Below are 24,393 nucleotides of genomic sequence, written 5' to 3'. Positions count from 1 at the left end.
TTATTCCTCGCTGGCGGCAAGCAACGGCGTCAGCGCTTCCAACACCTGCTGCGGCTGAATGTCGATCAGGCTCTGATGGTAACCCTGAGCGGCGTCGCCTTTACGCACCTTGTGATAACCGCTGATTAAGCGGATCACCCTGGCCTTATCGGACAATGGCGGCGTGAAGTCCGGGCTGCTCGGCCCGTACAAGGCGATCAGCGGTTTGTTCAACGCCGCTGCAACGTGCATCAAACCGGAGTCGTTGCTGACCACCGCCTGGCAGGAAGCGATCAGGATCACCGCCTGTTCCAGCTGGGTTTCCCCGGCCAGGTTCATGCAAAAGTCGCGGGCGTCTTCCTGCAGCGCGGCGCGGATCTGCTCACCGGCCTCGTGGTCTTTCGCCGAACCGAACAGCGCGATTTGGTAGCCCTGGTCGATCAGCATCTGCGCCAGCGCGGCGTAGTGATAGTGCGGCCAGCGCTTGGCCGGGCCAAACTCGGCCCCCGGGCAGAAGCCGATAATCGGCCGATGATCGGTCAGGTTGAACGCGGCGGTGGTTTCGGCAATCTCTTCGTCGCTGACCTGCAGCTGCGGCCACAGCAGCGGCTGCGGCAGATCTTCGGCACGCTGAATGCGCCCTTTGTCATAGGCCAGCGCCACATAGCGCTGCACCATCAGCGGGAAGGCGGCTTTGTCGAGCGTGCGCAGGTCGTTCAGCAGGCCGTAGCGCATCTCGCCGCGCCAACCGGTGCGCTGCGGCACCTTGGCGAAGAACGGCACCAGCGCCGATTTGAACGAGTTGGGCAGGACATAAGCGCGATCGTAACGGTTGGCGCGCAGGGCGTGGCCGAGCCGCCGACGTTCGCCGATCGCCAGGGCGCCGTGGCCCAGCGGCATCGACAGCGCCTGGTTCACTTCCGGCATGCGCGCCAGCAAGGGACGGCACCAGGCCGGCGCCATCACGTCGATCTCCGCTGACGGGTGCTCGGCCTTCAGGGTGCGGTAGAGACTTTGCGACATCATCATGTCGCCAACCCATGAAGGGCCGATAACCAGTATTTTCATACTCAGCGTCAATTCCTTCAGCTTATGCGGTGCGGTTCAACCAGGCCATGTACTCTTTGACGCCTTCGGCCACCGTTTTGAACGGGGCATCATAGCCCGCGGCGCGCAGCTTGGTCAGATCGGCCTGGGTATACGCCTGGTAGCGGCCCTTCAGCTTTTCCGGGAACGCGATGGATTCCACCGCGCCTTTCTGATGGAAGTCCACCACCGCATCGGCGACCGCCTGGAAGCTTTCCGCCCGGCCGGTGCCGCAGTTGAAAATGCCTGACTTGCCGGTTTCCCAGAACCACAGGTTGACCGCCGCCACGTCGCCGACGTAGATGAAGTCACGCTTGAAGTTTTCGCTGCCGGCGAACAGTTTCGGGTTCTCACCGCGGTTGATCTGGCCATTCAGGTGGAAAGCGACGCTGGCCATGCTGCCTTTGTGGCCTTCACGCGGGCCGTAGACGTTGAAATAGCGGAAGCCGCAGACCTGCGAGTCGGCCTCTGGCAGGATTTCGCGCACGTACTGATCGAACAGGAACTTGGAATAGCCGTAGACGTTGAGCGGCTCTTCGTATTGGCGCTCTTCGATAAACTCTTCCCGGGCGCCATAGGTGGCGGCGGAGGAGGCGTACAGGAATGGGATCTCGCGATCCAGGCAGTAGTGCAGCAGGTCCTTGGAGTACTGATAGTTGTTGTCCATCATGTACTTGCCGTCCCACTCGGTGGTGGCGGAGCAGGCGCCTTCGTGGAATATCGCCTCGATATCGCCCAGATCGTCGCCGGCCATGATGCTGGCGATAAAATCTTCCTTGTCGATATAGTCGGCGATATCAAGATCGACCAGGTTGACGAACTTGGTGCCATCTTTCAGGTTATCCACCACCAGGATATCGCGGTATCCCTTGTCATTCAGTGCCTTAACGATATTGCTGCCGATCATGCCGGCGCCGCCTGTGACGATAATCATTGGGTTACCCCTGTTAATCTGCCCGGTGAGGCACAATGCCTCACGCTCAATGCCGCTTATAATAGCATTTCATGCCGCGGCAAACAGCGGATGGGCTCCTAATATCCCGCATTGCCATTGCAGGCGGCAGTTTGCCGTGATATCTGCTGCAAATTTCATATTCTCTCCCGCGTATTGTCGTCAGTTTGGTTACAAATCAGTAAAATATGCCGGAAATAGTCCAATCCTGGAGATAACCGAATGTCCGCGTCTTTTTATCAGCAGTTGGAACAACAACTTGCCGTCACCCGCAGCGAAGGGCTGTTTAAGGAAGAGCGCATCATCACTTCCGCGCAGCAGGCGGATATCGCCGTCGCCGACGGCAGCCATGTGATCAACTTCTGCGCCAACAACTACCTGGGCCTGGCCAACCATCCGGCGATGATCGCCGCGGCCAAGGCCGGCATGGACAGCCACGGCTTCGGCATGGCGTCGGTGCGCTTTATCTGCGGCACCCAGGACAGCCACAAACAGCTGGAGCAAAAGCTGGCGGAATTCCTGGGAATGGAAGACGCGATCCTGTATTCCTCCTGCTTCGACGCCAACGGCGGGTTGTTTGAAACCCTGCTCGGCCCGGAAGACGCCATTATCTCCGACGCGCTGAACCATGCGTCGATCATCGACGGCGTGCGCCTGTGCAAGGCCAAGCGTTACCGCTACGCCAACAACGACATGGCCGAACTGGCCGCGCAGCTGAAGCAGGCCAAGGCCGACGGCGCGCGGCACATCATGATCGCCACCGACGGCGTATTTTCGATGGACGGCGTGATAGCCAACCTGAAAGGCGTGTGCGACCTGGCGGACGAGTACCAGGCGCTGGTGATGGTGGACGATTCCCATGCGGTCGGCTTTGTCGGCGCTCACGGGCGCGGCACCCATGAATACTGTGAAGTGATGGGCCGCGTCGACATCATTACCGGCACCCTGGGCAAGGCGCTGGGCGGCGCTTCCGGCGGCTACACCGCCGCCAGGAAAGAGGTGGTGGAGTGGCTGCGCCAGCGTTCGCGCCCGTATCTGTTCTCCAACTCGCTGGCGCCGGCGATCGTCGCCGCGTCGATCCAGGTATTGGAACTGCTGGAGCGGGGCGATGCGCTGCGCGATCGCCTGTGGGCCAACGCGCGCCTGTTCCGCGAAAAAATGACCGCGGCCGGTTTTGAACTGGCCGGGGCCGATCACGCCATCATCCCGGTGATGTTGGGTGAAGCCAAGCTGGCGCAGGACTTCGCCAATGCTCTGCTCAAGGAAGGCATTTATGTTACAGGTTTCTTCTATCCGGTGGTGCCGAAAGGCCAGGCGCGCATCCGCACCCAGATGTCCGCCGACCACACGCCGGAGCAAATTGAGCGCGCCGTTGCGGCGTTTATTCGTATCGGTAAGGATCTTGGCGTTATTGCATAAGGTAAAACCATGAAAGCATTGTCAAAACTGAAAGCGGAAGAAGGGATTTGGATGACCGATGTGCCCCAGCCGGAGCTGGGCCACAACGACATCATGATCAAGATCCGTAAAACCGCGATCTGCGGCACCGATGTGCATATCTACAACTGGGACGAATGGTCGCAGAAAACCATTCCGGTTCCGATGGTGGTCGGCCATGAATACGTGGGCGAAGTGGTGGCTATCGGGCAGGAGGTCAAAGGCTTCAGCATCGGCGATCGCGTCTCCGGCGAAGGCCACATTACCTGCGGCCACTGCCGCAACTGCCGCGGCGGCCGCACCCACCTGTGCCGCAACACCATCGGCGTGGGCGTGAATCGTCCGGGCTGCTTCGCCGAATATCTGGTGATCCCGGCGTTCAACGCCTTCAAGATCCCGGATAACATTTCCGACGATCTGGCTTCTATCTTCGACCCGTTCGGCAATGCGGTGCACACCGCGCTGTCGTTTGATCTGGTCGGCGAAGACGTGTTGGTGTCCGGCGCCGGTCCGATCGGCATCATGGCTGCGGCCGTGTGCAAACACGTCGGCGCCCGCCACGTGGTGATCACCGACGTCAACGAATACCGCCTGGAGCTGGCGCGCAAGATGGGCGTGACCCGCGCGGTGAACGTCAGCAAGGAAAACCTCGACGACGTGATGGCCGAGCTGGGCATGACCGAAGGGTTTGACGTCGGCCTGGAGATGTCCGGCGCGCCGCCGGCGTTCCGCACCCTGCTGAATGCGATGAACCACGGCGGCCGCATCGCCATGCTGGGCATTCCGCCGTCGGACATGTCGATCGACTGGAATCAGGTGATCTTCAAGGGGCTGTTTATCAAGGGGATTTACGGTCGAGAAATGTTCGAAACCTGGTACAAGATGGCGGCGCTGATCCAGTCCGGTCTGGATCTGAGCCCGATCATCACCCACCGCTTCTCGATTGACGAGTTCCAGCAGGGCTTCGACGCCATGCGCTCCGGCAAGTCCGGCAAGGTGATATTAAGCTGGGATTAACCCGATAGCCGTGAAAAGGGCCGGAGTTTCCGGCCCTAATGAGATGGTCACCCCACCCTGTGAGCGGTACGCTGGCAGGGTGTTTTTCTTTTCGAAGGGGATCATCATGCAAAACATCACACTTATCGGTATCGACCTCGGCAAGCATACCTTCCATGTCCACGCTCAGGATAAAAACGGCCACGCTCTGCTGCGCAAGAAGTTTTCCCGTACCCAGCTCACCGCTTTTCTTTCCACCTGCAGCACAGCCACCGTCGTCATGGAGTCCTGCGCCGGCGCTCACTTTATGGCGCGCCATATCACTCAGCTCGGCCATCAGGTTAAACTCATCTCGCCCCAGTTTGTCCGGCCATTCGTCAAGAGCAACAAGAACGACTTCATCGACGCTGAAGCCATCTGCGAAGCAGCTTCACGCCCCTCTATGCGCTTCGTGACGCCGAGAACCGAAGACCAACAGGCGATGGCGGCGCTGCATCGCGTCCGGGATTCTCTTGTCAGAGAACGGGTCAAAACCACCAATCAGATGCACGCCTTTCTGCTTGAGTTTGGCATCAGCATGCCGCGAGGAACGGCCGTTATCCGACGCCTGGCTGCGGTACTTGAAGAGCATTCACTCCCGCCTTATTTAACCCGGCTGCTTATGCGCCTCCAGCAACATTACACCTATCTCAGCGAGCAGGTTGAGGGACTCGAACAAGAGTTAAAAACGCATATGGCGGATGACGAGGCTACGCAGCGTCTGCTGACCATCCCCGGTGTCGGCATGATAACCGCCAGCCTGCTGGCCACAAAGCTGGGCGACGGGAAAAACTATGTCGGCAGCCGGGACTTTGCGGCATCGACGGGATTGGTCCCGCGGCAATACAGCACCGGCGGGAAAAATACGCTGATGGGCATCAGCAAGCGGGGAGATAAAAATCTGCGCCGCCTGCTGGTTCAATGTGCGCGGGCCTTTATGCAGCGACTTGAACATCACCCGGGGCGTCTGGCTGAATGGGTGAAGGTCCAGTTGACACGGCATCACTCGAATGTGGTGGCCTGTGGACTGGCGAACAAGCTGGCACGGATAGCCTGGGCGGTGACGGCGCATCGCACCGTATTTAGCCAATAAAAAGCGCCGACAGTTAGCCGCTGTCAGCGCTTTGGATAACCCAGTTACGACCTGGTTTTGCGACGACTGATGATGATGACATGAACGGCACAGCGACCTGCTGATGAACCTGACATAAAAAATGGCTCTTTGAAGCCGGGACCCTTTTCAGGTTCAGCAGGTGTGGACTTCATCGTGGCGCGGGTAACGCAGTGTTACCCATCAGACGCCGTATAGATTTACGCAAGCCCATCATAAATCAAAATCGGTGTTGCAAAAACGGGGGTGACCATAGATTTTTTTATGCTTTCGGCTTGTCCTGCCCGCTTTGCGTCCAGCGCTGCCACTGGCGTTTGATAAACTCCGCCGGCGGCGAGGTCGCGACGCTGTCGCCAATCACGCCCAGCACGGCGCCCGCGCTGACTTTTTCCTTCGGCGGCTTGACCTTGCACTGCTTGACGCCGCCGCTGAACGGGTTCTTCGGCTGCGGTTTCTGCGGCTTGACCGGAGGCGGCACGTAGCCGCCGCCGTTGCCCTGCGGCTCGTTCAGCAGCGAGCTCGGTTTGACCAGCACGATATCGGCGGGCAGCGTCGGCAGCATCTGCTGCAGCACTTTCACCGTCGCCGGGCGCGGGTGGCCGATGGCGATGGCGGAACCGTTGCGCCGCGCCAATTCGACCGCGCGGTTGAACTGGCGGCGAATGTCGGCTTCGTTGGCGGTATCGTCGAGGAACACCTTGCGCTTGATCACCTTCACGCCGGTGCCCGCTGCGGCGCGGGTCGCCTGGCTGTTGCCGATGGTCATGCTGTCGAGGAAATAGAGCCGGTAGCTTTCGAGCGCCTGCATCACTTTTTGCATGCCCGGCAGGCTGGAGGTCATGGCGCTGCCCATGTGGTTGTTCATTCCCACGGCGTAGGGCACGTTATTCACCGCATTGCGGATGATGCGCTGGACTTCGTCGCTGCTCATGGAAGGTTGCAGGGTGTCGCGTTCCAGCGGCTGCTTGCTGAGCGGCGCCATCGGCATGTGGATCAGCACTTCCCGGCCCTGGCTGTGGGCGCGGGTGGCCATCAGGCGGGCATGCGGCGCGTTGGGCAGCACGGCGACCGAGATCGCCGTCGGCATCTGCAGCACCGCATTTTCCTCATGCGGGCGGTAGCCTACGTCGTCGATCACGATGGACAGTTTTCCTGCCTGCGCGGCGCAAACCTGCAGCAGACAGCCGATCAATACGGCAGTACGGGTGTTGAAATAGCGCAAATCTATCTTCCCAACCACGGCAGTGGGTTAACCGCCCGACCCTGACGGCGAATTTCGAAGTAAAGCGATGGCGTACCCTGGCCGCCGCTGGTGCCCACTAATGCAATCGGCTGGCCGGCGCGCACCTGCGCCCCGACGTTGACCAGCGCGCTCTGGTTGTAGCCGTACAGGCTCATGTCGCCTTTACCGTGCTCGACCACCACCACCAGGCCGTAGCCCTGCAGCCAGTCGGCCAGCAGGACGCGGCCGTCGGCGATGGCTTTCACCTCGGTGCCTTCCCTTGCTTCGATCACCAGGCCTTTCCAGCGCAACTCACCCTGCAGCTGCTCGCCAAAGCCGTGCAGCGTCCGGCCGCGAACCGGCCAAAACGCCTGACCCGCCGGCCGGCCAAGGCCGCCGGTACGGGCCATCAGCGAACGATCGGCCTCGCTTGGCTTGTAGGTCGTGCCGGTTTTCTTCGCCTGCTGTTCTTTGGCGCGCACCTGCTCGCGCACCCTGGCGGCCTCACGGGCTTCGCGTTCGGCGCGGGCGCGGGCTTCGCGTTCCGCCCGGGCTATCTTGTCGCGCATGCGGGTTTCGTTCTGACGCAGTTCCACCAGCCGCTGCTGATCTTTCTCCAGCGAAGCTTCCAGCGCCGTCAGCGTTTTCTTGCGGGCGCCGCGCGCCTGTTCCAGCTTCTGCTGCTGCGTCTGCTGTTCGCCCAGTAACGTTTTCTGCTGACCCTGTTTGGCCACCAGCGCGGTTTTTTGCTTCGCCAGCTCGGCGCGGGTTTGTTTCAACTCTTCAATGGTTTGCTGACGCGCGTCGTTCAGGTAGCCGAAGTAGGCCAGGATGCGTTCGCTGCGCTGGCTTTCCTCACCGCTGAGGATCAGCTGCACCGCGCTGTGCTGCCCCTGGCGGAAGGCGGCGTCGAGCTGTTTGGCGAGGATATCCTGCTGAGCGGTTTGCTGCTTTTGCAGCTTGGCGATGGAGGCGTTCAGGCCGGCGATGTCTTTGCCCAACCGGCTGAGCGTGCCCTGGGTGTCGCGCAGTTGGCGACTGGCCTGGGCAATGGTTTTTTCCTGCTGCCTGAGCTGATCCTGCAGCGAGCTGCGCTGCTGCTGCTGCTGTTTCACCGCCTTTTCTTTCTCGGCGATGCTCTGCTGGATGTCTTTGAGCCGGGATTTGTTGTCCTCGGCGGCGTGGCTGACGAGCGGCAACAGCAAGACGCCAGCGCAAAATACGCTGGCGCACATGGCGGTCAACTTCCTTGGCGCGGTGCGTTCAGGCAGCGGCTGGCTGCCTGCGTTTGCGCTTCGGGTTACCCTTGATAGTGCAAAAAACGCCTTCTCCCTCATGGAGAAGGATTATTCCACGATGAACAGCGGCTTACCAGTCATCTCTTGCGGGATTTCCATTCCCATCAGCGTCAGCATGGTCGGCGCGATGTCCGAAAGCTTGCCGCCGCCGACCGCCGTCGCCGGTTTGCCGACGTAAATCAGCGGTACCGGCAGGCTGGTGTGGGCGGTGTGCGCCTGGCCGGTGGCCGGATCGCGCATCTGCTCGGCGTTGCCGTGATCGGCGGTGATCAGCAACTGGCCATCGACCGCTTTTACCGCCTCTACCACCTGGGCGATGCAGCCGTCCAGCGTTTCCACCGCCTTTACCGCCGCCTCATAGACGCCGGTATGGCCCACCATGTCGCCATTCGGATAGTTGCAGATGATGGCGTCGTACTTGCCGCTGCGGATGGCGCTCAGCAGTTTGTCGGTCAGTTCCGCGGCGCTCATTTCCGGCTGCAGATCGTAGGTGGCGACTTTCGGCGAGTTGATCAGCACGCGGTCTTCGCCCTTGAACGGCGCTTCGACGCCGCCGTTATAGAAGAAGGTGACGTGAGCGTATTTTTCGGTCTCCGAAATGCGCAGCTGGGTTTTGTCGTGCTTCATCAGCCATTCGCCGAAGGTATTGCTCAGCCCGGCCGGCGGGTAGGCGCAGGCGGTAGCGATATCGGCGGCGTATTCGGTCAGCATCACGAAATCGCCGAACTTCACGACCCTGGCGCGCGGGAAGCCGTCGAAATCGGCGTTGACGAAGGCGCGGGTAATCTGGCGCGCGCGGTCGGCGCGGAAATTCATGAAGATCAGCGCGTCGCCATCCTGCAGTGCGGCGTCGGCTTCGCCGGCGGCCTGAATGACGCTCGGTTTGACGAACTCGTCGTTCTCACCGCGCTGATAGGCGGCCTGCAGCGCGGCTACGGCGCTGTCGGCAGCGTATTCGCCTTTGGCTTCGGTCAGCAGATCGTAAGCCAGCTGCACGCGCTCCCAGCGGTTGTCGCGGTCCATGGCGTAGTAACGGCCGATCAGGGTGGCGATGCGCCCGACGCCCAGTTCGGCGAAGGCTTCGCTGCAGCGCTGCAAAGACGCTTCGGCGCTGCGCGGCGGCGTGTCGCGGCCGTCGAGGAAGGCGTGCAGATAAATCGCCTTGGCGCCGCGCTGGGCGGCCAGCCGGATCATCGCCAGGATATGCGCTTCGTGGCTGTGAACGCCGCCCGGCGACAGCAGGCCCATGATGTGCACCGCCTTGCCCGCCTGCGCCGCCTTCTCCACCGCGGCAATCAGGGTAGGGTTGCTGAAGAAGTCGCCGTCGGCGATGGCTTTGTCCAGCCGGGTGAGATCCTGATACACGATGCGCCCGGCGCCGAGGTTGACGTGGCCCACCTCCGAATTGCCCATCTGCCCGTCCGGCAGGCCGACGTCCAGACCGGACGCCGCGATAAGCTGGTGCGGCTGCCGTTGCCACAGGCGGTCCATCACCGGAGTGCCGGCGTTCAGGATAGCATTGTCCTGCGGCTCCTCACGGTGGCCGTAGCCGTCCAGGATCACCAGTACCATCGGCTTTTTGTTGCTCGACATCGCATTAACCTCTCAGGGAATTTCAAGTTGTGAATAGCGCTCCTCCCCGGCGAGAAGGACGGCTATTCACCCTCAGAAACCGGCTGATTTTACACCGTGGCCGGCGGCGAATAGCCCGGAGAGATCAAAGTTGCGGCGAACTGCGCGGGCTTTTATGCTCTGACACTGAAAATTTCTCAGCGCAGCCCGCAGTTTCTGCATTAGCGCTTGCTTATTGGCTGTATTTGCCGCACTCGGCAGGTATACTCTGGAGCCTTGACTTATTTTTCCCTTAACTGACGGGAGTTGTTACACCCCATGCTGCAAGAAATTATGCCATTCGTTAGCAGACATCCCATCCTGAGCCTGGCCTGGATCGCCCTGCTGGTTGCCGTGATCGTCATGACCTTCAAAAGCCGTTTCTCCAAGGTTAAAGATATTTCTCGCGGCGAAGCTACCCGCCTGATCAACAAAGAAGACGCCGTGGTGGTCGATACCCGCAGCCGTGACGATTTCCGCCGGGGCCACCTGGCCAACGCCATCAACCTGACGGCCAGCGAAATCAAAAGCGGCAGCCTGGGCGAGTTGGAAAAGCACAAGGCACAGCCGATCATCGTGGTGTGCGCCAACGGCACCGCCTCGCGCGAGCCGGCGGAAAACCTGAGCAAGGCCGGTTTCGAAAACGTGGCCACGCTGAAAGACGGCATCGCCGGCTGGAGCGGGGAAAACCTGCCGTTGGTACGCGGCAAGTAATTATTTAACCTATTTGAGGTGGTAATCCATGGCTAACATTGATATCTACACCAAGGCGACCTGTCCGTTCTGCCATCGCGCCAAGGCGCTGCTGAACAGCAAGGGCGCGGCGTTTAACGAAATCGCCATCGACGGCGATAGCGCAAAACGCGAAGTGATGATTGAGCGCAGTGGGCGCACCACCGTGCCGCAGATTTTCATCGACGGCCAGCATATTGGCGGCTGCGATGATTTATATGAACTCGATGCTCGTGGTGGTTTGGACCCGTTGCTTTAAGCGGGCGCCACCGGTTTGCCGAGTATCAATAAGGACGTTTAACCAAGGGTATTACACACATGTCAGAACAAAACAGCACAGAGATGGCTTTCCAGATCCAGCGCATTTACACCAAGGACATTTCCTTCGAAGCGCCGAACGCGCCGCAGGTTTTCCAGCAGGAATGGCAGCCGGAAGTTAAACTTGATCTGGATACCGCTTCCAGCCAACTGGCTGATGAAGTGTATGAAGTCGTACTGCGCGTAACCGTGACTGCGTCCCTGGGCGAAGAAACCGCGTTCCTGTGTGAAGTGCAGCAGGCGGGCATCTTCTCCGTAGCGGGCATCGACGGCACGCAGCTGGCGCATTGCCTGGGCGCATACTGCCCGAACATTCTGTTCCCGTATGCGCGCGAGTGCATCACCAGCCTGGTTTCCCGCGGTACATTCCCGCAGCTGAACCTGGCACCGGTCAACTTTGACGCGCTGTTCATGAACTATCTGCAGCAGCAGGCGGAAGGCGAAGGTGCCGCACCACATCAGGATGCCTGATGAACACCGTCAATGCTTCAATGACCGTAATCGGTGCCGGCTCGTACGGCACCGCATTAGCCATTACGCTGGCGCGTAACGGCCACCCCGTGGTGCTGTGGGGGCATAACCCCGCGCAAATTCAAAAACTGCAGCAAGACCGCTGCAATCAGGCGTTCCTTCCCGACGTGCCCTTCCCGGATTCATTGTTGCTTGAGGCCGATCTGCCGCGTGCGCTGGCCGCCAGCCGCAATGTGCTGGTGGTGGTGCCGAGCCACGTGTTCGGCGACGTGTTGCGTCAGCTGAAACCGCATCTGCGCCCGGACGCGCGCATCCTGTGGGCGACCAAGGGCCTGGAAGCGGAAACCGGTCGGCTGTTGCAGGACGTGGCGCGCGAAGCGCTGGGCGAAGACATCCCGCTGGCGGTGGTGTCCGGGCCGACGTTCGCCAAAGAGCTGGCCGCCGGATTGCCGACGGCGATCGCGCTGGCGGCCACCGATACGCAGTTTGCCGAAGATCTGCAGCAGCTGCTGCACTGCGGCAAAAGCTTCCGCGTCTACAGCAATCCTGACTTTGTCGGCGTGCAGCTGGGCGGCGCGGTGAAAAACGTCATCGCCATCGGCGCCGGCATGTCCGACGGCATCGGTTTTGGCGCCAACGCCCGCACCGCGCTAATCACCCGCGGGCTGGCGGAAATGAGCCGGCTGGGTTCTGCGCTGGGCGCCGATCCTTCGACCTTCATGGGCATGGCGGGGCTGGGCGATCTGGTGTTAACCTGCACCGATAACCAATCGCGCAATCGTCGTTTCGGGATTATGCTGGGGCAAGGCAAGGGCGTGCAGGAAGCGCAGGACAGCATCGGCCAGGTGGTCGAAGGCTATCGCAATACCAAAGAGGTATTGGCGCTGGCGCAGCGCCACGGCGTGGAAATGCCGATTACCGAACAGATTTATCAGGTGCTGTACTGCAACAAGGATGCCCGCGAAGCGGCGTTGAGCCTGTTGGGCCGTACCCGGAAAGACGAAAAGCACGGCGCGTGACCTAAAAAAACGATATGCCGGGGCAGCATGCTGACCCTGGCAATTGAACGGGGCCGCCTGACCGCATAGCCGGTCAGGCGGCCTGTTTGGCAAGGCAGAGAGGAATGTGATGTCGTCTGAAGAGTTGGAGCAGGTCTGGAATAGCATTAAATCAGAAGCGAGAGCGCTGGCTGACTGTGAACCGATGCTGGCTAGCTTTTTCCATGCGACGTTGCTCAAGCATGAAAATCTGGGCAGTGCGCTCAGCTATATTCTGGCCAACAAGCTGGCCAATCCGATCATGCCCGCCATCGCGGTGCGTGAGGTGGTAGAAGACGCCTACCTGGCCGATAAGCAGATGATCGTCTCGGCGGCGCGCGATATTCTGGCGGTACGCCTGCGCGACCCGGCGGTAGACAAATACTCCACGCCGTTGCTGTACCTGAAAGGCTTCCATGCGCTGCAGGCCTACCGCATCGGCCATTGGCTGTGGCTGCAGGGGCGGCAGGCGCTGGCTATCTATCTGCAGAACCAAATTTCGGTCGCCTTCGGCGTCGATATCCACCCGGCGGCCACCATCGGCTGCGGCATCATGCTCGACCATGCCACCGGCATCGTGATCGGTGAAACCGCGGTGGTGGAAAATAACGTTTCCATCCTGCAGTCGGTCACTTTGGGCGGCACCGGTAAAACCAGCGGCGATCGCCACCCGAAAATCCGCGAAGGCGTGATGATCGGCGCCGGCGCTAAAATTCTCGGCAACATCGAAGTGGGCAAGGGCGCGAAAATCGGCGCGGGTTCGGTGGTGCTGCAGGCGGTGCCGCCGCATACCACGGCGGCAGGGGTGCCGGCGCGCATCGTCGGCCGGCCGGAAAGCGACACGCCTTCGATGGACATGGATCAGTACTTCAACGGCGCCAACCACGGCTTCGAGTACGGCGACGGCATTTAATTCGTTCGCCTCACGCAGAGCAAAAAAACAGGGGGAGCTTCGGCTCCCCCTGTTTACTTATCGCGCTGATTAACCCTGTCTCGGGAAATTGGTGATATCGGTGACCATGTCGTCGATCGCCGCCTTGACGTCCGCTTCGGTGACCGGCGTGCTGTCGTTGCTGACGGTTTTGCCGTAGGCCTTGCGCGCCACTTCCAGCACCGTTTTGCCGGTGTCCTGGTCGATCAGTTCGCCTTCAAGATACAGCGTGGTGTTTTGCGTCCGGTGACCGGTGGCCGCCATGGTGCTGGCTACGACCGCCGCAACCGGCACCACCTCATAGAATTTCATGTCTTCGTCTTCGGCGGATACCGCGGTGATGGCGATCTTGGCGATCAGCACGCGCGAACCGGCCGGGCTTGGCAGAATGGTGAAACGATCCTGAAGGGCGGTTTTAATCCGCTGGGTCGCATAGGCCTTAATCTTGTTCAAGGTTTCCTGGCTGACGCGCGCCGTCGGTTTCTCCGTCGGGAAATAGACCACCGGCTGGAAATACAGGCCGCGATAGTTGGATTCTTTGTAGCTTGGATCGATCCAGCGCAGCGTTTTGTGGCCGCTTGGCGAGGTGGTTTCTCGCAGCTTGCTGTAGTCAGACAGGAAGCCGGAGTACTGATCCGTTTTCGTTACTTTGGACGAACAACCCGCCAGCAACAGGCCCGCCGCCAGAACCGCCATGGCAACGCACAAGCGTTGTTTTTGCATACGATTTCCTATGATGAATGGTGATTACCCTTACAAAACATAGCTTATTATCGGCGCTGCCAACGAAAGTTTTCGGTGCAGGATGTGGCATGCTTCAGACGCGTCGCTCAGGATTGTGATGCGCCGCCGGTTTTGCTGGCGCCAAGCGTCGCCGCCAGCGCCCGTTCCGCGTCTTTCAGGGGCCGGTGGCCGGTCGCTTACGCCTTGATCAGCGCGCCGGCGTAATCCAGCTGTCGCCAGGCTTCGTATACCACCACCGCCACGGCGTTCGACAGGTTCATGCTGCGGCTTTGCGCCTGCATCGGGATGCGGATTTTTTGCCGTGTCGGCAGTGCGTCGAGGATATCGGCGGGCAGCCCGCGGGTTTCCGGCCCGAACAGCAGGTAATCGCCGGCCTGATAGCTGACCGCGCTGTGCGCCGGCGTGCCCTTGGTGGTCAGGGCAAACAGCCGCTGCGGGTTTTCGCTGGCGATAAAGGCGGCGTAATCGGCATGGCGACGGATGCTGGCGAACTCATGATAGTCCAGCCCGGCGCGGCGCAGGCGTTTGTCGTCCCACGGGAAACCCAGGGGTTCGATCAGATGCAGCTGGAAGCCGGTGTTGGCGCACAGGCGGATGATGTTGCCGGTATTGGGTGGAATCTCGGGTTCAAATAAAACGATGTTCAGCATGTAAAAAGCCCCTCGTGAACGAGGGGCGCAGGATAGCAAAATCTTATTGCTCTGTCTTAGCCGATCGGCGCTGGTGGTGCAGCGGCAGCCACAGCACCAGACGCAGGCCGCCGAGCGGGCTGTCTTCCGCCTTCACCCAGCCGCGGTGCTGGTTGACCGCCGCCTCGACGATCGCCAGGCCCAGGCCGGTGCCGCCGGATTCGCGGTCGCGCGCTTCGTCGGTGCGGTAGAACGGCCGGAAAATCTGCTCGCGGTCTTCCGCGCTGACGCCGGGGCCATCGTCGTCAACCACAATGGTGACGCCCTGATTGTCGGCGCTGAACGCCACCGCGATGCGGGTATGCGAATAACGCAGGGCATTGCGCACGATATTCTCCAGCGCGCTGTCCAGGGCGCCGGCGTTGCCGAACAGCGTCCAGGACCCCGGCGGGGAAGTGACCTCCAGCTGTTTGCCCATCTGTTCGGCTTCGAAACTGGCGTTGTCCAGCACGTCGGCCCACAGTTCGTTGGCTTTCAGCTGCTCGCGCGCCAGCTCGCTTTTCTGCTGCCCGCGCGACAGCACCAGCAGATCGTTGATCATCGAGTCCAGCCGCTGCGCTTCGGTTTCGATGCGCGCCAACTCATGGCCTTCGCCGTGGCGGCGGCGCATCAGCGCGGTGGCCAGCTGCAGGCGGGTCAACGGCGTGCGCAGCTCGTGCGAGATGTCGGATATCAGGCGTTGCTGGGCGGTCATCATGCGCTCCAGCGCGCTGACCATCTGGTTGAAGCTGGCGCCGGTGGCCAGGAACTCTTGCGGGCCGGCCTCCAGTTCCGGATGCTGCTTCAGGTTGCCGCGCGCCACGTCATCGGCGGCGTTTTTCAGCTTGCGCGCCGGTTTGGCCAGGCTCCAGGCCAGCCACAGCAGCAGCGGGGCGCTGATCAACATGGTGACGATCAGCAGCAGCAGCGGCCGGTCGAACATCAGGTTGATGAAATCGGATTGCGGGCTGTTGGCGGGGCGGATCAGATACAGCTGGTAGTTGTCTTCACCGTCGCGCACCGAGAACGGGCCGACCAGCTCGACGCGGCCGTATTTCTTCTTCTTCGGATGATCCGAGTTGTCGGATTGGCCAATAAAGTTGCGCACGATCTGCATTTCGTTGCGCTGCGCGCCGATCACCCGGCCTTCGCTGGTGACCAGAATCAGGCGCTGCCCCGGCGGGGCCCATTTATCTATCGCCCGAAACAGGCGCCGCCACCACATCAGGTCGTTGGCCGGATCGTTTTGCAACTCGGCCTCGACGTGTTGTTCCAGCATCAGTCCCTGCCGCTGCTCGCTGTCCAGCAGCGAGGTCATTTGGCGGGAGTCGAGCTTGGGCACCATCAACACCAGCATCAGCACCAGGGCTAACGTAAACCAGAAAATGGCGAAGATTCGTGCCGTCAAACTGTTGATCATGTTGCAGATACCATCAAATAACCGCGTCCGCGCAGGGTTTTGAACCAGGGGTGGCCGTCTTTGCGATCCGGCAGTTTGCGCCGCAGGTTGGAGATGTGCATATCGATGGCGCGGTCAAACGGCGTCAGGCGTTTGCCCAGCACTTCCTGGCTCAGCAGTTCGCGGGAAACCACCTGGCCCAGATGCTGCGCCAGCAGGTAAAGCAGGGTGAACTCGGTGCCGGTCAGATCCAGCACCTGGCCGTCGAAGCTGGCTTCCTGGCGGCCGGGATTCAGCTGCAGGCCGTCGACGTCCAGCGTCGGCGCGCCGCTGTCCACTTGCTGTTGCTGTTCGCTCCAGTTGGAACGACGCAGAATAGCGCGAATGCGCGCCACCAGTTCACGATCGTTGAAAGGCTTGGGCAGGTAGTCGTCGGCGCCCAGTTCCAGGCCCAGCACGCGATCCAGCTCGCTGCCGCGCGCGGTCAGCATGATGACCGGCGTCTGGTGATGCTGGCGCAGCTCTTTCAGCGTATCGATGCCGTTTTTCTTCGGCATCATGATATCGAGCAGCAACAGATCGATGGAGCTGTCCAGCAGCGACAACGCCTGCTCGCCATCGTGAGCGACGACGATAGTAAAACCTTCCATTTCAAGCAGTTCTTTTAATAGCGAGGTCAACTCGCGGTCGTCGTCAACTAACAGAATCTTGTTCATTATGATTTACCTCCTGACGCAAAATACGTCATCAACTGTTGGCATTCCATGACTTTACGTAGTTTTACATGCACTGACGCATGTTTGCAGCTGCAGCAGTACACTGCTCCTCGTTGATTCGCAAAATGAGAAAGCACGAGGGGTTGAAATGCGTAAGGTGACCGCATTAGTTATGGCATCAATGCTGGCGATAGGTTCTAGCGCCGTGTTCGCTGCCGATACTACATCGGAAACTGCTCAGACTCCCGGCGACGATGCGATGACCCGAACACCCGGCCAGCACCACATGTTCGACGGTGTCAGCCTGAACGAACAGCAGCGCCAGCAAATGCGCGATTTAATGCGCCAGGCCCGCCACGATCTGCCTGGTGTCACTGTAGCTGAAATGGAAGCCATGCATAAACTGGTGACCGCAGACAAATTTGATCAAGCCGCCGTTTACGCCCAGGCGGAGAAGATGGCCCAGCAACAGGTCAAGCGCCAGGTCGAAATGGCCCGGGTACGCAATCAGATGTATAACCTGCTGACGCCAGAGCAAAAAAGTGTTTTAGACCAGAAACATCAGCAGCGCATGCGGCAGATGGAGCAACAAATTTCTGGTTTGCAGCAAACTTCTGCCCAGAAGTGAGTACGACTGAGTAGTCCCCTGTTTTTCCTTGCCATAGACACCATCCCTGTCTTCCCCGCCATGATGGCGGGGCTTTTTTTGCCCGTCATTCCGCTATACTGAGCGCCTCACGTTTAACCGGGGTTCGTTATGGAACAGCAATATGCGCGCCTGGTAAAGTCCGCCGCGCTCGCTGCCACCGCGCTGGCGTCCACGCTTCTGCTGATAAAAATCATCGCCTGGTATCACACCGGCTCGGTCAGCCTGTTGGCGGCGCTGGTGGATTCACTGGTCGATATCGCCGCCTCCCTGACCAATCTGCTGGTGGTGCGCTATTCGCTGCAGCCGGCGGACGAAGAACACACCTTTGGCCACGGCAAGGCGGAGTCGCTGGCGGCGCTGGCGCAAAGCATGTTTATTTCCGGCTCGGCGCTGTTTCTGTTCCTCACCGGTTTTCAGCATCTTTATGCGCCGCAAACGCTGCGCGATCCCGGGGTCGGCATCGTCGTGACGGTGGTGGCGCTGATCAGCACGCTGATCCTGGTCACCTATCAGCGCTGGGTGGTAAGAAAAACCCGCAGTCAGGCGGTGCGTGCAGATATGCTGCATTATCAGTCAGATGTCATGATGAATGGTGCTATTCTTATTGCTCTTGGGCTAAGCTGGTACGGTTTCCAACGGGCGGATGCGCTGTTCGCGTTGGGCATCGGCGTCTACATCCTCTATAGCGCGCTGCGCATGGGTTATGAGGCGGTGCAGTCGTTGCTGGATCGGGCGCTGCCGGATGAAGAACGCCAGGCGATTATCGAGGTGGTGTCTTCCTGGCCTGGCGTGAAAGGCGCGCACGATTTGCGCACCCGCCAATCCGGCCCGACGCGTTTCATTCAGCTGCATCTGGAGATGGAGGATTCGCTGCCGCTGCGGCAGGCGCACAGTCTGGCGGAGCAGGTGGAGCAGGCGCTGCTGCATCGTTTCCCGGGGGCGGACGTCATCATCCACCAGGATCCCTGCTCCGTGGTGCCGCCGGGCCGGCAGGGGCATTGGGAGCTATAATCAGATCGAGGCACAGATCGAAGCGCGACAACAAATGCCTGAGTTAGCTCAGCGTGCCATGCGGTTTTTTTACCGTTATATTGCGTGACTTGAATCAATTCAGCTGGGTGTTTTTGATATAATATCCAGCAATAAAGCCGTAAAGCTGGTTTTCTGCAGCCGGAGAGGTTCCAAAGCAATCGGCGAAGACAGAATTCTTAAGAAATTGCATCTACAGTTCAGAGGTAGTCATGATCAAGAAAATCGGTGTACTGACGAGTGGCGGTGATTCGCCGGGTATGAACGCTGCGATCCGTGGCGTTGTGCGTGCTGCACTTTCGGAAGGTCTGGAAGTTTTTGGTATTTACGATGGCTACCTTGGCTTGTACGAAGATCGCATGGAGCAGCTGGACCGCTACAGCGTGTCCGATATGATCAACCGCGGCGGCACCTTCCTGGGCTCGGCGCGTTTCCCTGAGTTCAGGGATGAAAACGTGCGCGCCAAGGCGATTGAAAACCTGCAAAACCGCGGCATCGATGCGCTGGTGGTGATCGGTGGCGACGGTTCCTACATGGGCGCCAAGCGCCTGACGGAAGAAGGCTTTCCTTGTATCGGCCTGCCAGGCACCATCGATAACGACGTGGCCGGCACCGACTACACCATCGGCTACTTCACCGCGCTGGAGACCGTAGTGGAAGCGATTGACCGCCTGCGCGACACCTCATCTTCACATCAGCGCATTTCCATCGTCGAAGTCATGGGCCGTTACTGCGGCGACCTGACGCTGGCGGCGGCGATCGCCGGCGGCTGCGAGTTCATCGTGTTGCCTGAAATCGAGTTCAACCGTGAAGATCTGGTGTGCGAGATCAAGGCCGGCATCGCCAAGGGCAAAAAACACGCCATCGTGGCGATCACCGAACACATCTGCGATATCGATGAGCTGGCGCGCCATATCGAGCAGGAAACCAAGCGCGAAACCCGCGCGACCGTGCTGGGCCACATTCAACGCGGCGGCTCGCCGGTCGCTTACGACCGCATCCTGGCCTCGCGCATGGGCGCTTACGCCATCGAGCTGCTGCTGCAGGGTTACGGCGGCCGCTGCGTCGGCATCCAGAACGAAAAGATGGTGCATCACGACATCATCGACGCTATCGAGAACATGAAGCGTCCGTTCAAGGGCGACTGGTTGGATACGGCGAAAAAGCTGTACTGATCCGCCGTTTGCCTCGCCGACAAGAGCCTCCGTTGCGGGGGCTTTTTTTATGCCCGTCGGCGTTATATTCCAGAATCGTCTAGCCCAAAATTTTTTATTCTTTAATTGCCGGGAGAGTTTCTGGCAGGCTCTGATGCTATATCAACCGATTGAGGTTGCGCTTAATTTTCCTGGGAGAGCCTGTCGATGCGTAAATGGGGTGTAGGTCTGACATTGGTGCTGTTGGCGTCCGGCGCCATGGCGAAAGATATTCAATTGCTGAACGTCTCATACGATCCGACGCGCGAGTTCTATCAGGAATATAACACCGCGTTCAGCAAGCACTGGCAGCAGCAGACCGGCGATAAGGTCACGGTGCGCCAGTCGCACGGCGGCTCCGGCAAGCAGGCGACGTCGGTGATTAACGGCATCGAGGCCGACGTGGTGACGCTGGCGCTGGCCTACGACGTGGACGCCATCGCCGAGCGCGGCCGCATCGACAAGAACTGGATCAAACGCCTGCCGGACAACTCGGCGCCATACACTTCAACTATCGTGTTCCTGGTGCGCAAGGGCAACCCGAAACAAATCCATGACTGGCCGGACTTGGTCAAATCGGGCGTCTCGGTGATCACCCCGAACCCGAAAACCTCCGGCGGGGCGCGCTGGAACTATCTGGCGGCCTGGGGTTACGCGCTGCATCACAACGACAACGATAAAGCCAAGGCGCAGGAATTCGTCAAGAGCCTGTACCGGAACGTCGAGGTGCTGGACTCCGGCGCTCGCGGCGCGACCAATACCTTCGTGGAGCGCGGCATCGGCGACGTGTTGATCGCCTGGGAAAACGAAGCGTTGCTGGCGGAAAAAGAGCTGGGCAAAGACAAGTTTGAAATCATCACCCCGAGCGAATCCATTCTTGCCGAGCCGACCGTGTCGGTGGTGGACAAGGTGGTGGACAAGCGCGGTACCCGCGACGTGGCCAATGCCTACCTGAAGTATCTGTATACGCCGGAAGGCCAGACCATTGCGGCCAAGAACTACTACCGTCCGCGCGATGCGGCGGTGGCGGCCAAGTTTGCCGAGCAGTTCCCGAAACTGAAGCTGTTTACCGTGGATGACACCTTCGGCGGCTGGACCGAAGCGCAGAAGGTGCACTTCGCCACCGGCGGCGTGTTCGACGAGATCAGCAAACGCTGATCACGGCCAAGCGGCAATAAAAAACCCCGGCAAGCCGGGGTTTTTTTATGGGCAAGCCGAATGAAATCAGGCTTTTTTCGCAGCGGCGGCGGCTTTGACGATCACGGCGAAAGCGTCGGCTTTCAGTGATGCGCCGCCAACCAGCGCGCCGTCGATGTCCGGCTGAGCAAACAGCTCTGCGGCGTTCTTGTCGTTGACCGAACCGCCGTACTGGATGATCACTTCAGCGGCAACGGCCGCATCGTGCTTGGCGATGTGATCGCGGATAAATTTGTGTACTGCCTGAGCCTGCGCCGGGGTGGCTGACTTGCCGGTACCGATGGCCCACACGGGCTCATAGGCGATCACTGTGCCTTTCATGGCCGGCGCGCCCAGGGTTTTCAGCACGGCGTCGATCTGGCGAGCGCAAACTTCTTCGGTTTTACCCGCTTCGTTTTCCGCTTCGGTTTCGCCGATGCACAGCACCGGGATCAGGCCGGCTTCTTTCAGCACGGCGAATTTCTCGGCGATCGCTTCGTCGGTTTCTTTGTGGTAGGTGCGGCGTTCGGAGTGGCCGATGATGATGTACCTGGCGCCGACGTCTTTCAGCATATTGGCGGAAACTTCGCCGGTGAAGGCGCCGGACAGGTTGATGTCCACGTTCTGCGCGCCCAGGGCGATGCGGCTGCCGGCCAGCGCGTGATTGGCCTGATCCAGATACATTACCGGCGGTGCGATAGCGACGCCGCAACCGTCGACGCTGCTCAGCTCCTGGCGCAGGCCGGCGATCAGTTCGTTGACCATGTGGGTGCTGCCGTTGAGCTTCCAGTTACCCATAACTAATGGATGACGCATGTTTTTTCCTCCAACAAGGGAACGCGAGAGTCGAAATGACAACTGCCGGACCGGCAGTTTACCTGCCCAACAGTATAGAGATGATTAAGCGCGAAGGCTTTGCTTTTCGTCATTAAATACCCTGCCGCTAAGGCTCGGAAAGCGCCAGCTTAACCGGTTCAACCGCGAAGGTTACCCCTTTATCGCCGCTGTCCGACACCACGTAGCGAATGGCGCCGACCTGTTGTTGATAAAAGCGCGATCCTTTGCCTTTTTCCAGCAGGTTGTTCACTTTGCTTTGGCTCCGCTCTACCGTCAGCGCCGGCTCGAACTGGCGCATCAGCGCCGCCATATAGCTGACGGCGATGGCGCGAGCGGCCTTTTCTTCGTTGCTCTGCTGCAGCGGCAGGTGAGTGATCTGCAGCGTTTTGATTTTACCGGTGCCTTTTTCCAGCGCGGTGGAGGCATAGAGGTTTTCATTGAGCTTGCTGGCGGCGCGGGTCAGCAGCGGCGAGTCGTCTTCGGCGGCCGCGATGGCGCGAAACTCGCCGATCGGCAGCGTCGGGTTATCGCGGTTGTATTTTTCGCGGAATTTCACCACCGTCAGATCGAAGGTCGGCGCCCCGGCCAACAGGTAGGGCGCAGCGGGGGATGCGTCTGCGGCGGCATCCGGCGGATCGGCCCAGGCGCTGGCGGCGGCCAGCAGCAGGCAGGCAATGGCGGTGATTTTTCTCAGCATGGCGTATGACATCAACAACAAAGATGGCTCCGATTAAAGCGATAACCGGGGGGCGTTGTCAAAGATCCCACACCCCGATCGGCTTGCTGAAGGAAAAGCTGTGCGGCGTACCGCGTTATGCGAGGCGGAAATCTCGGCCCGACGGCGCCTATGTTACACTGCGGCGCAGAATATGGGCAGGCTTAGAGCGCAGGAATCGATGACGTTACAGCAGTGGTGTTTTTCTTTTAAGGGCCGCATCGGGCGGCGCGAATTCTGGATCTGGATGGGCGCCTGGCTGGCGCTGATGGCGGCGGCCTTTACGCTGGCGAATTATCAGCTGGTGGCCATTCAGTCGATCGCGTTCTTTATCGTCGCGCTGTTGTGGCCGACGGCGGCGGTGTTGGTTAAGCGTCTGCACGATCGCAACAAGGCCGGCTGGTGGGCGCTGCTGTTGATCCTGGCGTGGATGCTGGCGGCGGGCAACTGGCAGATGCTGGCGCCGATCTGGCAGTGGGGCGTCGGGCGTTTCGTTCCGACGCTGATTATCGTGATGATGCTTATCGATCTCGGCGCCTTTGTCGGCACGCCGGGGAATAACCGTTTCGGCCCGGAGGCCGAGCCGGTAAGGTTCCGCGCCAAATAGGCCCGAAGGTATTACCAGTAGTGTTCGCTGGTGATATGGCCCGGCTTGCGGCGCAGGTGCTTGCGCATCTGGCGCTGGTCTTTCAGGGTTTGCTGGGTATCCCGCACCATCTGCGGGTTGCCGCACAGCATCACGTGGTCGGTTTCGGCGTTGAGGATCAGGCCCGTCGCCGCCTCCAGCCGGCCATCTTCGATCAGCGCGGGTACGCGCCCGGTCAGGGAGCCGGCAAGATCTTCGCGGCTGACGACGGTCTGAATGCGCAGCTTGCCGTTGTAGCGCTGCTGCAATTGCTGCATCAGCGGCAGGTAGCTCAGATCGCGCGCAAAACGGGCGGCGTGCACCAGCACCAGATTTTTGAAGCGGTCCAGCCCGGCGCCTTGCTGCAAGATTGACAGGTAAGGGCCGATGGCGGTGCCGGTCGCCAGCATCCACAAGGTTTCACACTCGGGCACTTCATCCAGCACGAAGAACCCGGCGGCCTCTTTGGTGATCATCACCTCCGAGCCGGGGCGCAGCTGGTTGAGCCTTGGGCTCAGCTTGCCTTCCGGCACGGTAACCAGATAAAACTCCAGGTTCGGGTCGCTGGGGGCGTTGACGTAAGAATAGGCGCGCTGCACGCGTTCGCCGTCGATTTCCAGCGCCAGCTTGGCAAACTGCCCGGCGGTAAAGGGATCAATGGGGGCGTCGACGATGATGCTGAACAGCCCGTCGGTCCATTGTTTTACCTGTGTAACTTTGCCGTTAACCCATTCAGCCATACTCTAAAGCTCCCGTGGTCGAATCAAATAAGCGCAATGTCGTGAGCCGGAAATGGCATGCGCGGTGCGTTCTATTCGGTAGCCGTTGCCGAACAGGCGATGAAACAGCCGCAGCTCCGAATTGCACAGGCTGCTGCAGGCGGTGGCGGCCACGCCAATCGGGCACGGGTTCTCTACCAGCAGCATGCCGTGCGGATGTTCCAGCAGTTCGGCCATATAGCCGTCATGCTGCCGCAGGCGCACCAGGCGGGCAAGCCTGTCCCGATGCGTGGTTTCCGCAGACAGCTGTTCGACATAGCGCAGATACAGCTTGTCTTCGCGCGCGTTGATCAACGGCTCGGCGCCGGCGGCGCCAAACAGCTGAATGGCGGATCCCCGCAGCCTGTCCTGGTCATCGGCCAGACGGGCGTGCCCCCGGTCGGTCAAAGACCAATAACGGGTCGGGCGGCCAACCTTGGTGCGCGCCTCTTCGTAACAAACCAGCTCACGTCTTTCCAGGGATTGCAGATGTTGTCGGATACCCATCGGCGTCATGCCCAAACGCTCGGCCAGCATTTTGGCCGAATGCGGGCCGAGGGTATTCAACTGCAATAAAATCAGCTCTGGCGTTTTCATTAACCCAATCCCTATGGTGTTATTTTATTTTAAGTTGCTGAAAATAATTATCGATTAAATGCTAAAG

At 60.1% G+C, this 24,393-nt stretch carries 26 protein-coding genes; 13 read left to right on the top strand and 13 right to left on the bottom strand.

The window, feature by feature from the left end; genetic code table 11:
• Both rfaF and rfaD read right to left on the bottom strand, forming a co-directional pair.
• Nucleotides 1-1,047, bottom strand: a complete 1,047-nt coding sequence (gene rfaF, locus D7I37_RS06645) for an ADP-heptose--LPS heptosyltransferase RfaF (protein ID WP_061799603.1) — start codon at nucleotides 1,045-1,047, stop codon at nucleotides 1-3.
• A gap of 22 nt (nucleotides 1,048-1,069) precedes the next feature.
• Nucleotides 1,070-1,999: an ADP-glyceromanno-heptose 6-epimerase gene (gene rfaD, locus D7I37_RS06640; RefSeq protein WP_061799602.1), complete on the bottom strand. Its 930-nt coding sequence runs from the start codon at nucleotides 1,997-1,999 to the stop codon at nucleotides 1,070-1,072.
• Between the two features lie 240 nt (nucleotides 2,000-2,239).
• Between rfaD and D7I37_RS06635 the strand changes: the two genes are divergently transcribed.
• The 3 genes from D7I37_RS06635 (at nucleotide 2,240) to D7I37_RS06625 (ending at nucleotide 5,582) form a co-directional block, all read left to right on the top strand.
• The gene (locus D7I37_RS06635; protein ID WP_095099840.1) at nucleotides 2,240-3,436 is read left to right on the top strand and encodes a glycine C-acetyltransferase; all 1,197 of its coding nucleotides are present in this window, start codon (nucleotides 2,240-2,242) and stop codon (nucleotides 3,434-3,436) included.
• A gap of 9 nt (nucleotides 3,437-3,445) precedes the next feature.
• On the top strand, nucleotides 3,446-4,471 hold the full coding sequence (gene tdh, locus D7I37_RS06630; RefSeq protein WP_061799599.1) for an L-threonine 3-dehydrogenase: 1,026 nt from the start codon (nucleotides 3,446-3,448) through the stop codon (nucleotides 4,469-4,471).
• A gap of 106 nt (nucleotides 4,472-4,577) precedes the next feature.
• The gene (locus D7I37_RS06625) at nucleotides 4,578-5,582 is read left to right on the top strand and encodes an IS110 family transposase (protein ID WP_061800785.1); all 1,005 of its coding nucleotides are present in this window, start codon (nucleotides 4,578-4,580) and stop codon (nucleotides 5,580-5,582) included.
• A 280-nt stretch (nucleotides 5,583-5,862) separates the two neighbouring features.
• Here the strand turns inward: D7I37_RS06625 and D7I37_RS06620 are convergent, their stop codons facing one another.
• Genes D7I37_RS06620 through gpmM form a run of 3 tightly spaced genes read right to left on the bottom strand, consistent with a single transcriptional unit; the run spans nucleotide 5,863 to nucleotide 9,713 of the window.
• Nucleotides 5,863-6,822: a divergent polysaccharide deacetylase family protein gene (locus D7I37_RS06620; RefSeq protein WP_061799785.1), complete on the bottom strand. Its 960-nt coding sequence runs from the start codon at nucleotides 6,820-6,822 to the stop codon at nucleotides 5,863-5,865.
• A gap of 2 nt (nucleotides 6,823-6,824) precedes the next feature.
• Nucleotides 6,825-8,159: a murein hydrolase activator EnvC gene (gene envC, locus D7I37_RS06615; RefSeq protein WP_129543471.1), complete on the bottom strand. Its 1,335-nt coding sequence runs from the start codon at nucleotides 8,157-8,159 to the stop codon at nucleotides 6,825-6,827.
• Between the two features lie 9 nt (nucleotides 8,160-8,168).
• Nucleotides 8,169-9,713, bottom strand: coding sequence for a 2,3-bisphosphoglycerate-independent phosphoglycerate mutase (gene gpmM / locus D7I37_RS06610; protein ID WP_061799778.1), 1,545 nt, complete (start codon nucleotides 9,711-9,713; stop codon nucleotides 8,169-8,171).
• Nucleotides 9,714-10,010: 297 nt separating this feature from the next.
• On the opposite strand from gpmM, the gene D7I37_RS06605 reads away from it, so the two are divergent.
• From D7I37_RS06605 to cysE, 5 genes are all read left to right on the top strand, one after another.
• Nucleotides 10,011-10,445 (top strand): rhodanese-like domain-containing protein, encoded by a 435-nt coding sequence (locus tag D7I37_RS06605; RefSeq protein WP_061799777.1) that lies wholly within the window; start codon nucleotides 10,011-10,013, stop codon nucleotides 10,443-10,445.
• A 28-nt stretch (nucleotides 10,446-10,473) separates the two neighbouring features.
• A complete protein-coding gene (grxC, locus tag D7I37_RS06600) occupies nucleotides 10,474-10,722 on the top strand; it encodes a glutaredoxin 3 (RefSeq protein WP_061799775.1) in 249 nt (82 codons plus the stop codon).
• 59 nt (nucleotides 10,723-10,781) lie between these two features.
• Nucleotides 10,782-11,252, top strand: a complete 471-nt coding sequence (gene secB / locus D7I37_RS06595) for a protein-export chaperone SecB (protein ID WP_004953255.1) — start codon at nucleotides 10,782-10,784, stop codon at nucleotides 11,250-11,252.
• The gene (gpsA, locus tag D7I37_RS06590; RefSeq protein ID WP_061799773.1) at nucleotides 11,252-12,271 is read left to right on the top strand and encodes an NAD(P)H-dependent glycerol-3-phosphate dehydrogenase; all 1,020 of its coding nucleotides are present in this window, start codon (nucleotides 11,252-11,254) and stop codon (nucleotides 12,269-12,271) included. The genes secB and gpsA overlap by 1 nt, the downstream gene beginning before the upstream one ends.
• A gap of 109 nt (nucleotides 12,272-12,380) precedes the next feature.
• On the top strand, nucleotides 12,381-13,202 hold the full coding sequence (cysE, locus tag D7I37_RS06585) for a serine O-acetyltransferase (RefSeq protein WP_061799772.1): 822 nt from the start codon (nucleotides 12,381-12,383) through the stop codon (nucleotides 13,200-13,202).
• A gap of 69 nt (nucleotides 13,203-13,271) precedes the next feature.
• Here the strand turns inward: cysE and D7I37_RS06580 are convergent, their stop codons facing one another.
• From D7I37_RS06580 to cpxR, 4 genes are all read right to left on the bottom strand, one after another.
• Nucleotides 13,272-13,943 carry a DUF3313 domain-containing protein gene (locus tag D7I37_RS06580; RefSeq protein WP_061799771.1) on the bottom strand — a complete coding sequence of 224 codons (672 nt, stop codon included), beginning with the start codon at nucleotides 13,941-13,943 and terminating at the stop codon, nucleotides 13,272-13,274.
• A gap of 197 nt (nucleotides 13,944-14,140) precedes the next feature.
• Entirely contained in the window at nucleotides 14,141-14,614 is a 474-nt protein-coding gene (trmL, locus tag D7I37_RS06575) for a tRNA (uridine(34)/cytosine(34)/5-carboxymethylaminomethyluridine(34)-2'-O)-methyltransferase TrmL (protein WP_061799769.1), read from the bottom strand.
• A gap of 43 nt (nucleotides 14,615-14,657) precedes the next feature.
• Nucleotides 14,658-16,052 carry an envelope stress sensor histidine kinase CpxA gene (cpxA, locus tag D7I37_RS06570; protein WP_061799768.1) on the bottom strand — a complete coding sequence of 465 codons (1,395 nt, stop codon included), beginning with the start codon at nucleotides 16,050-16,052 and terminating at the stop codon, nucleotides 14,658-14,660.
• Complete coding sequence (gene cpxR, locus D7I37_RS06565) at nucleotides 16,049-16,747, bottom strand: envelope stress response regulator transcription factor CpxR (RefSeq protein ID WP_061799767.1); 699 nt, start codon at nucleotides 16,745-16,747, stop codon at nucleotides 16,049-16,051. The genes cpxA and cpxR overlap by 4 nt, the downstream gene beginning before the upstream one ends.
• Before the next feature lie 148 nt (nucleotides 16,748-16,895).
• Between cpxR and cpxP the strand changes: the two genes are divergently transcribed.
• From cpxP to D7I37_RS06545, 4 genes are all read left to right on the top strand, one after another.
• Entirely contained in the window at nucleotides 16,896-17,375 is a 480-nt protein-coding gene (gene cpxP, locus D7I37_RS06560) for a cell-envelope stress modulator CpxP (protein ID WP_061799766.1), read from the top strand.
• 129 nt (nucleotides 17,376-17,504) lie between these two features.
• Nucleotides 17,505-18,407, top strand: a complete 903-nt coding sequence (fieF, locus tag D7I37_RS06555; RefSeq protein WP_095099834.1) for a CDF family cation-efflux transporter FieF — start codon at nucleotides 17,505-17,507, stop codon at nucleotides 18,405-18,407.
• Nucleotides 18,408-18,637: 230 nt separating this feature from the next.
• Nucleotides 18,638-19,600 (top strand): 6-phosphofructokinase, encoded by a 963-nt coding sequence (gene pfkA, locus D7I37_RS06550; protein WP_061799763.1) that lies wholly within the window; start codon nucleotides 18,638-18,640, stop codon nucleotides 19,598-19,600.
• A 186-nt stretch (nucleotides 19,601-19,786) separates the two neighbouring features.
• The gene (locus tag D7I37_RS06545; RefSeq protein WP_061799761.1) at nucleotides 19,787-20,776 is read left to right on the top strand and encodes a sulfate ABC transporter substrate-binding protein; all 990 of its coding nucleotides are present in this window, start codon (nucleotides 19,787-19,789) and stop codon (nucleotides 20,774-20,776) included.
• 66 nt (nucleotides 20,777-20,842) lie between these two features.
• Here the strand turns inward: D7I37_RS06545 and tpiA are convergent, their stop codons facing one another.
• Complete coding sequence (gene tpiA, locus D7I37_RS06540; protein ID WP_061799760.1) at nucleotides 20,843-21,610, bottom strand: triose-phosphate isomerase; 768 nt, start codon at nucleotides 21,608-21,610, stop codon at nucleotides 20,843-20,845.
• Nucleotides 21,611-21,737: 127 nt separating this feature from the next.
• Nucleotides 21,738-22,328: a DUF1454 family protein gene (locus tag D7I37_RS06535; RefSeq protein ID WP_095099827.1), complete on the bottom strand. Its 591-nt coding sequence runs from the start codon at nucleotides 22,326-22,328 to the stop codon at nucleotides 21,738-21,740.
• Between the two features lie 199 nt (nucleotides 22,329-22,527).
• Here D7I37_RS06535 and D7I37_RS06530 point away from each other — a divergent pair, with 199 nt between their 5' ends.
• Nucleotides 22,528-22,953: a DUF805 domain-containing protein gene (locus tag D7I37_RS06530; RefSeq protein ID WP_061799757.1), complete on the top strand. Its 426-nt coding sequence runs from the start codon at nucleotides 22,528-22,530 to the stop codon at nucleotides 22,951-22,953.
• A gap of 11 nt (nucleotides 22,954-22,964) precedes the next feature.
• On the opposite strand, the gene fpr is transcribed toward D7I37_RS06530, so the two are convergent.
• Both fpr and D7I37_RS06520 read right to left on the bottom strand, forming a co-directional pair.
• Entirely contained in the window at nucleotides 22,965-23,711 is a 747-nt protein-coding gene (gene fpr, locus D7I37_RS06525) for a ferredoxin--NADP(+) reductase (protein WP_061799756.1), read from the bottom strand.
• Between the two features lie 3 nt (nucleotides 23,712-23,714).
• Nucleotides 23,715-24,326, bottom strand: a complete 612-nt coding sequence (locus D7I37_RS06520; RefSeq protein ID WP_061799755.1) for a metalloregulator ArsR/SmtB family transcription factor — start codon at nucleotides 24,324-24,326, stop codon at nucleotides 23,715-23,717.
• Between the last annotated feature and the right edge of the window lie 67 nt (nucleotides 24,327-24,393).

Origin of the sequence: Serratia sp. 1D1416, from assembly GCF_003641105.1 — a bacterium.
In the GTDB taxonomy this organism is placed as follows: Bacteria; Pseudomonadota; Gammaproteobacteria; order Enterobacterales; family Enterobacteriaceae; genus Serratia; species Serratia ficaria.
Note: the sequence above shows the minus strand (reverse complement) of the source record. Positions and strands in the feature narration are given on the sequence as shown.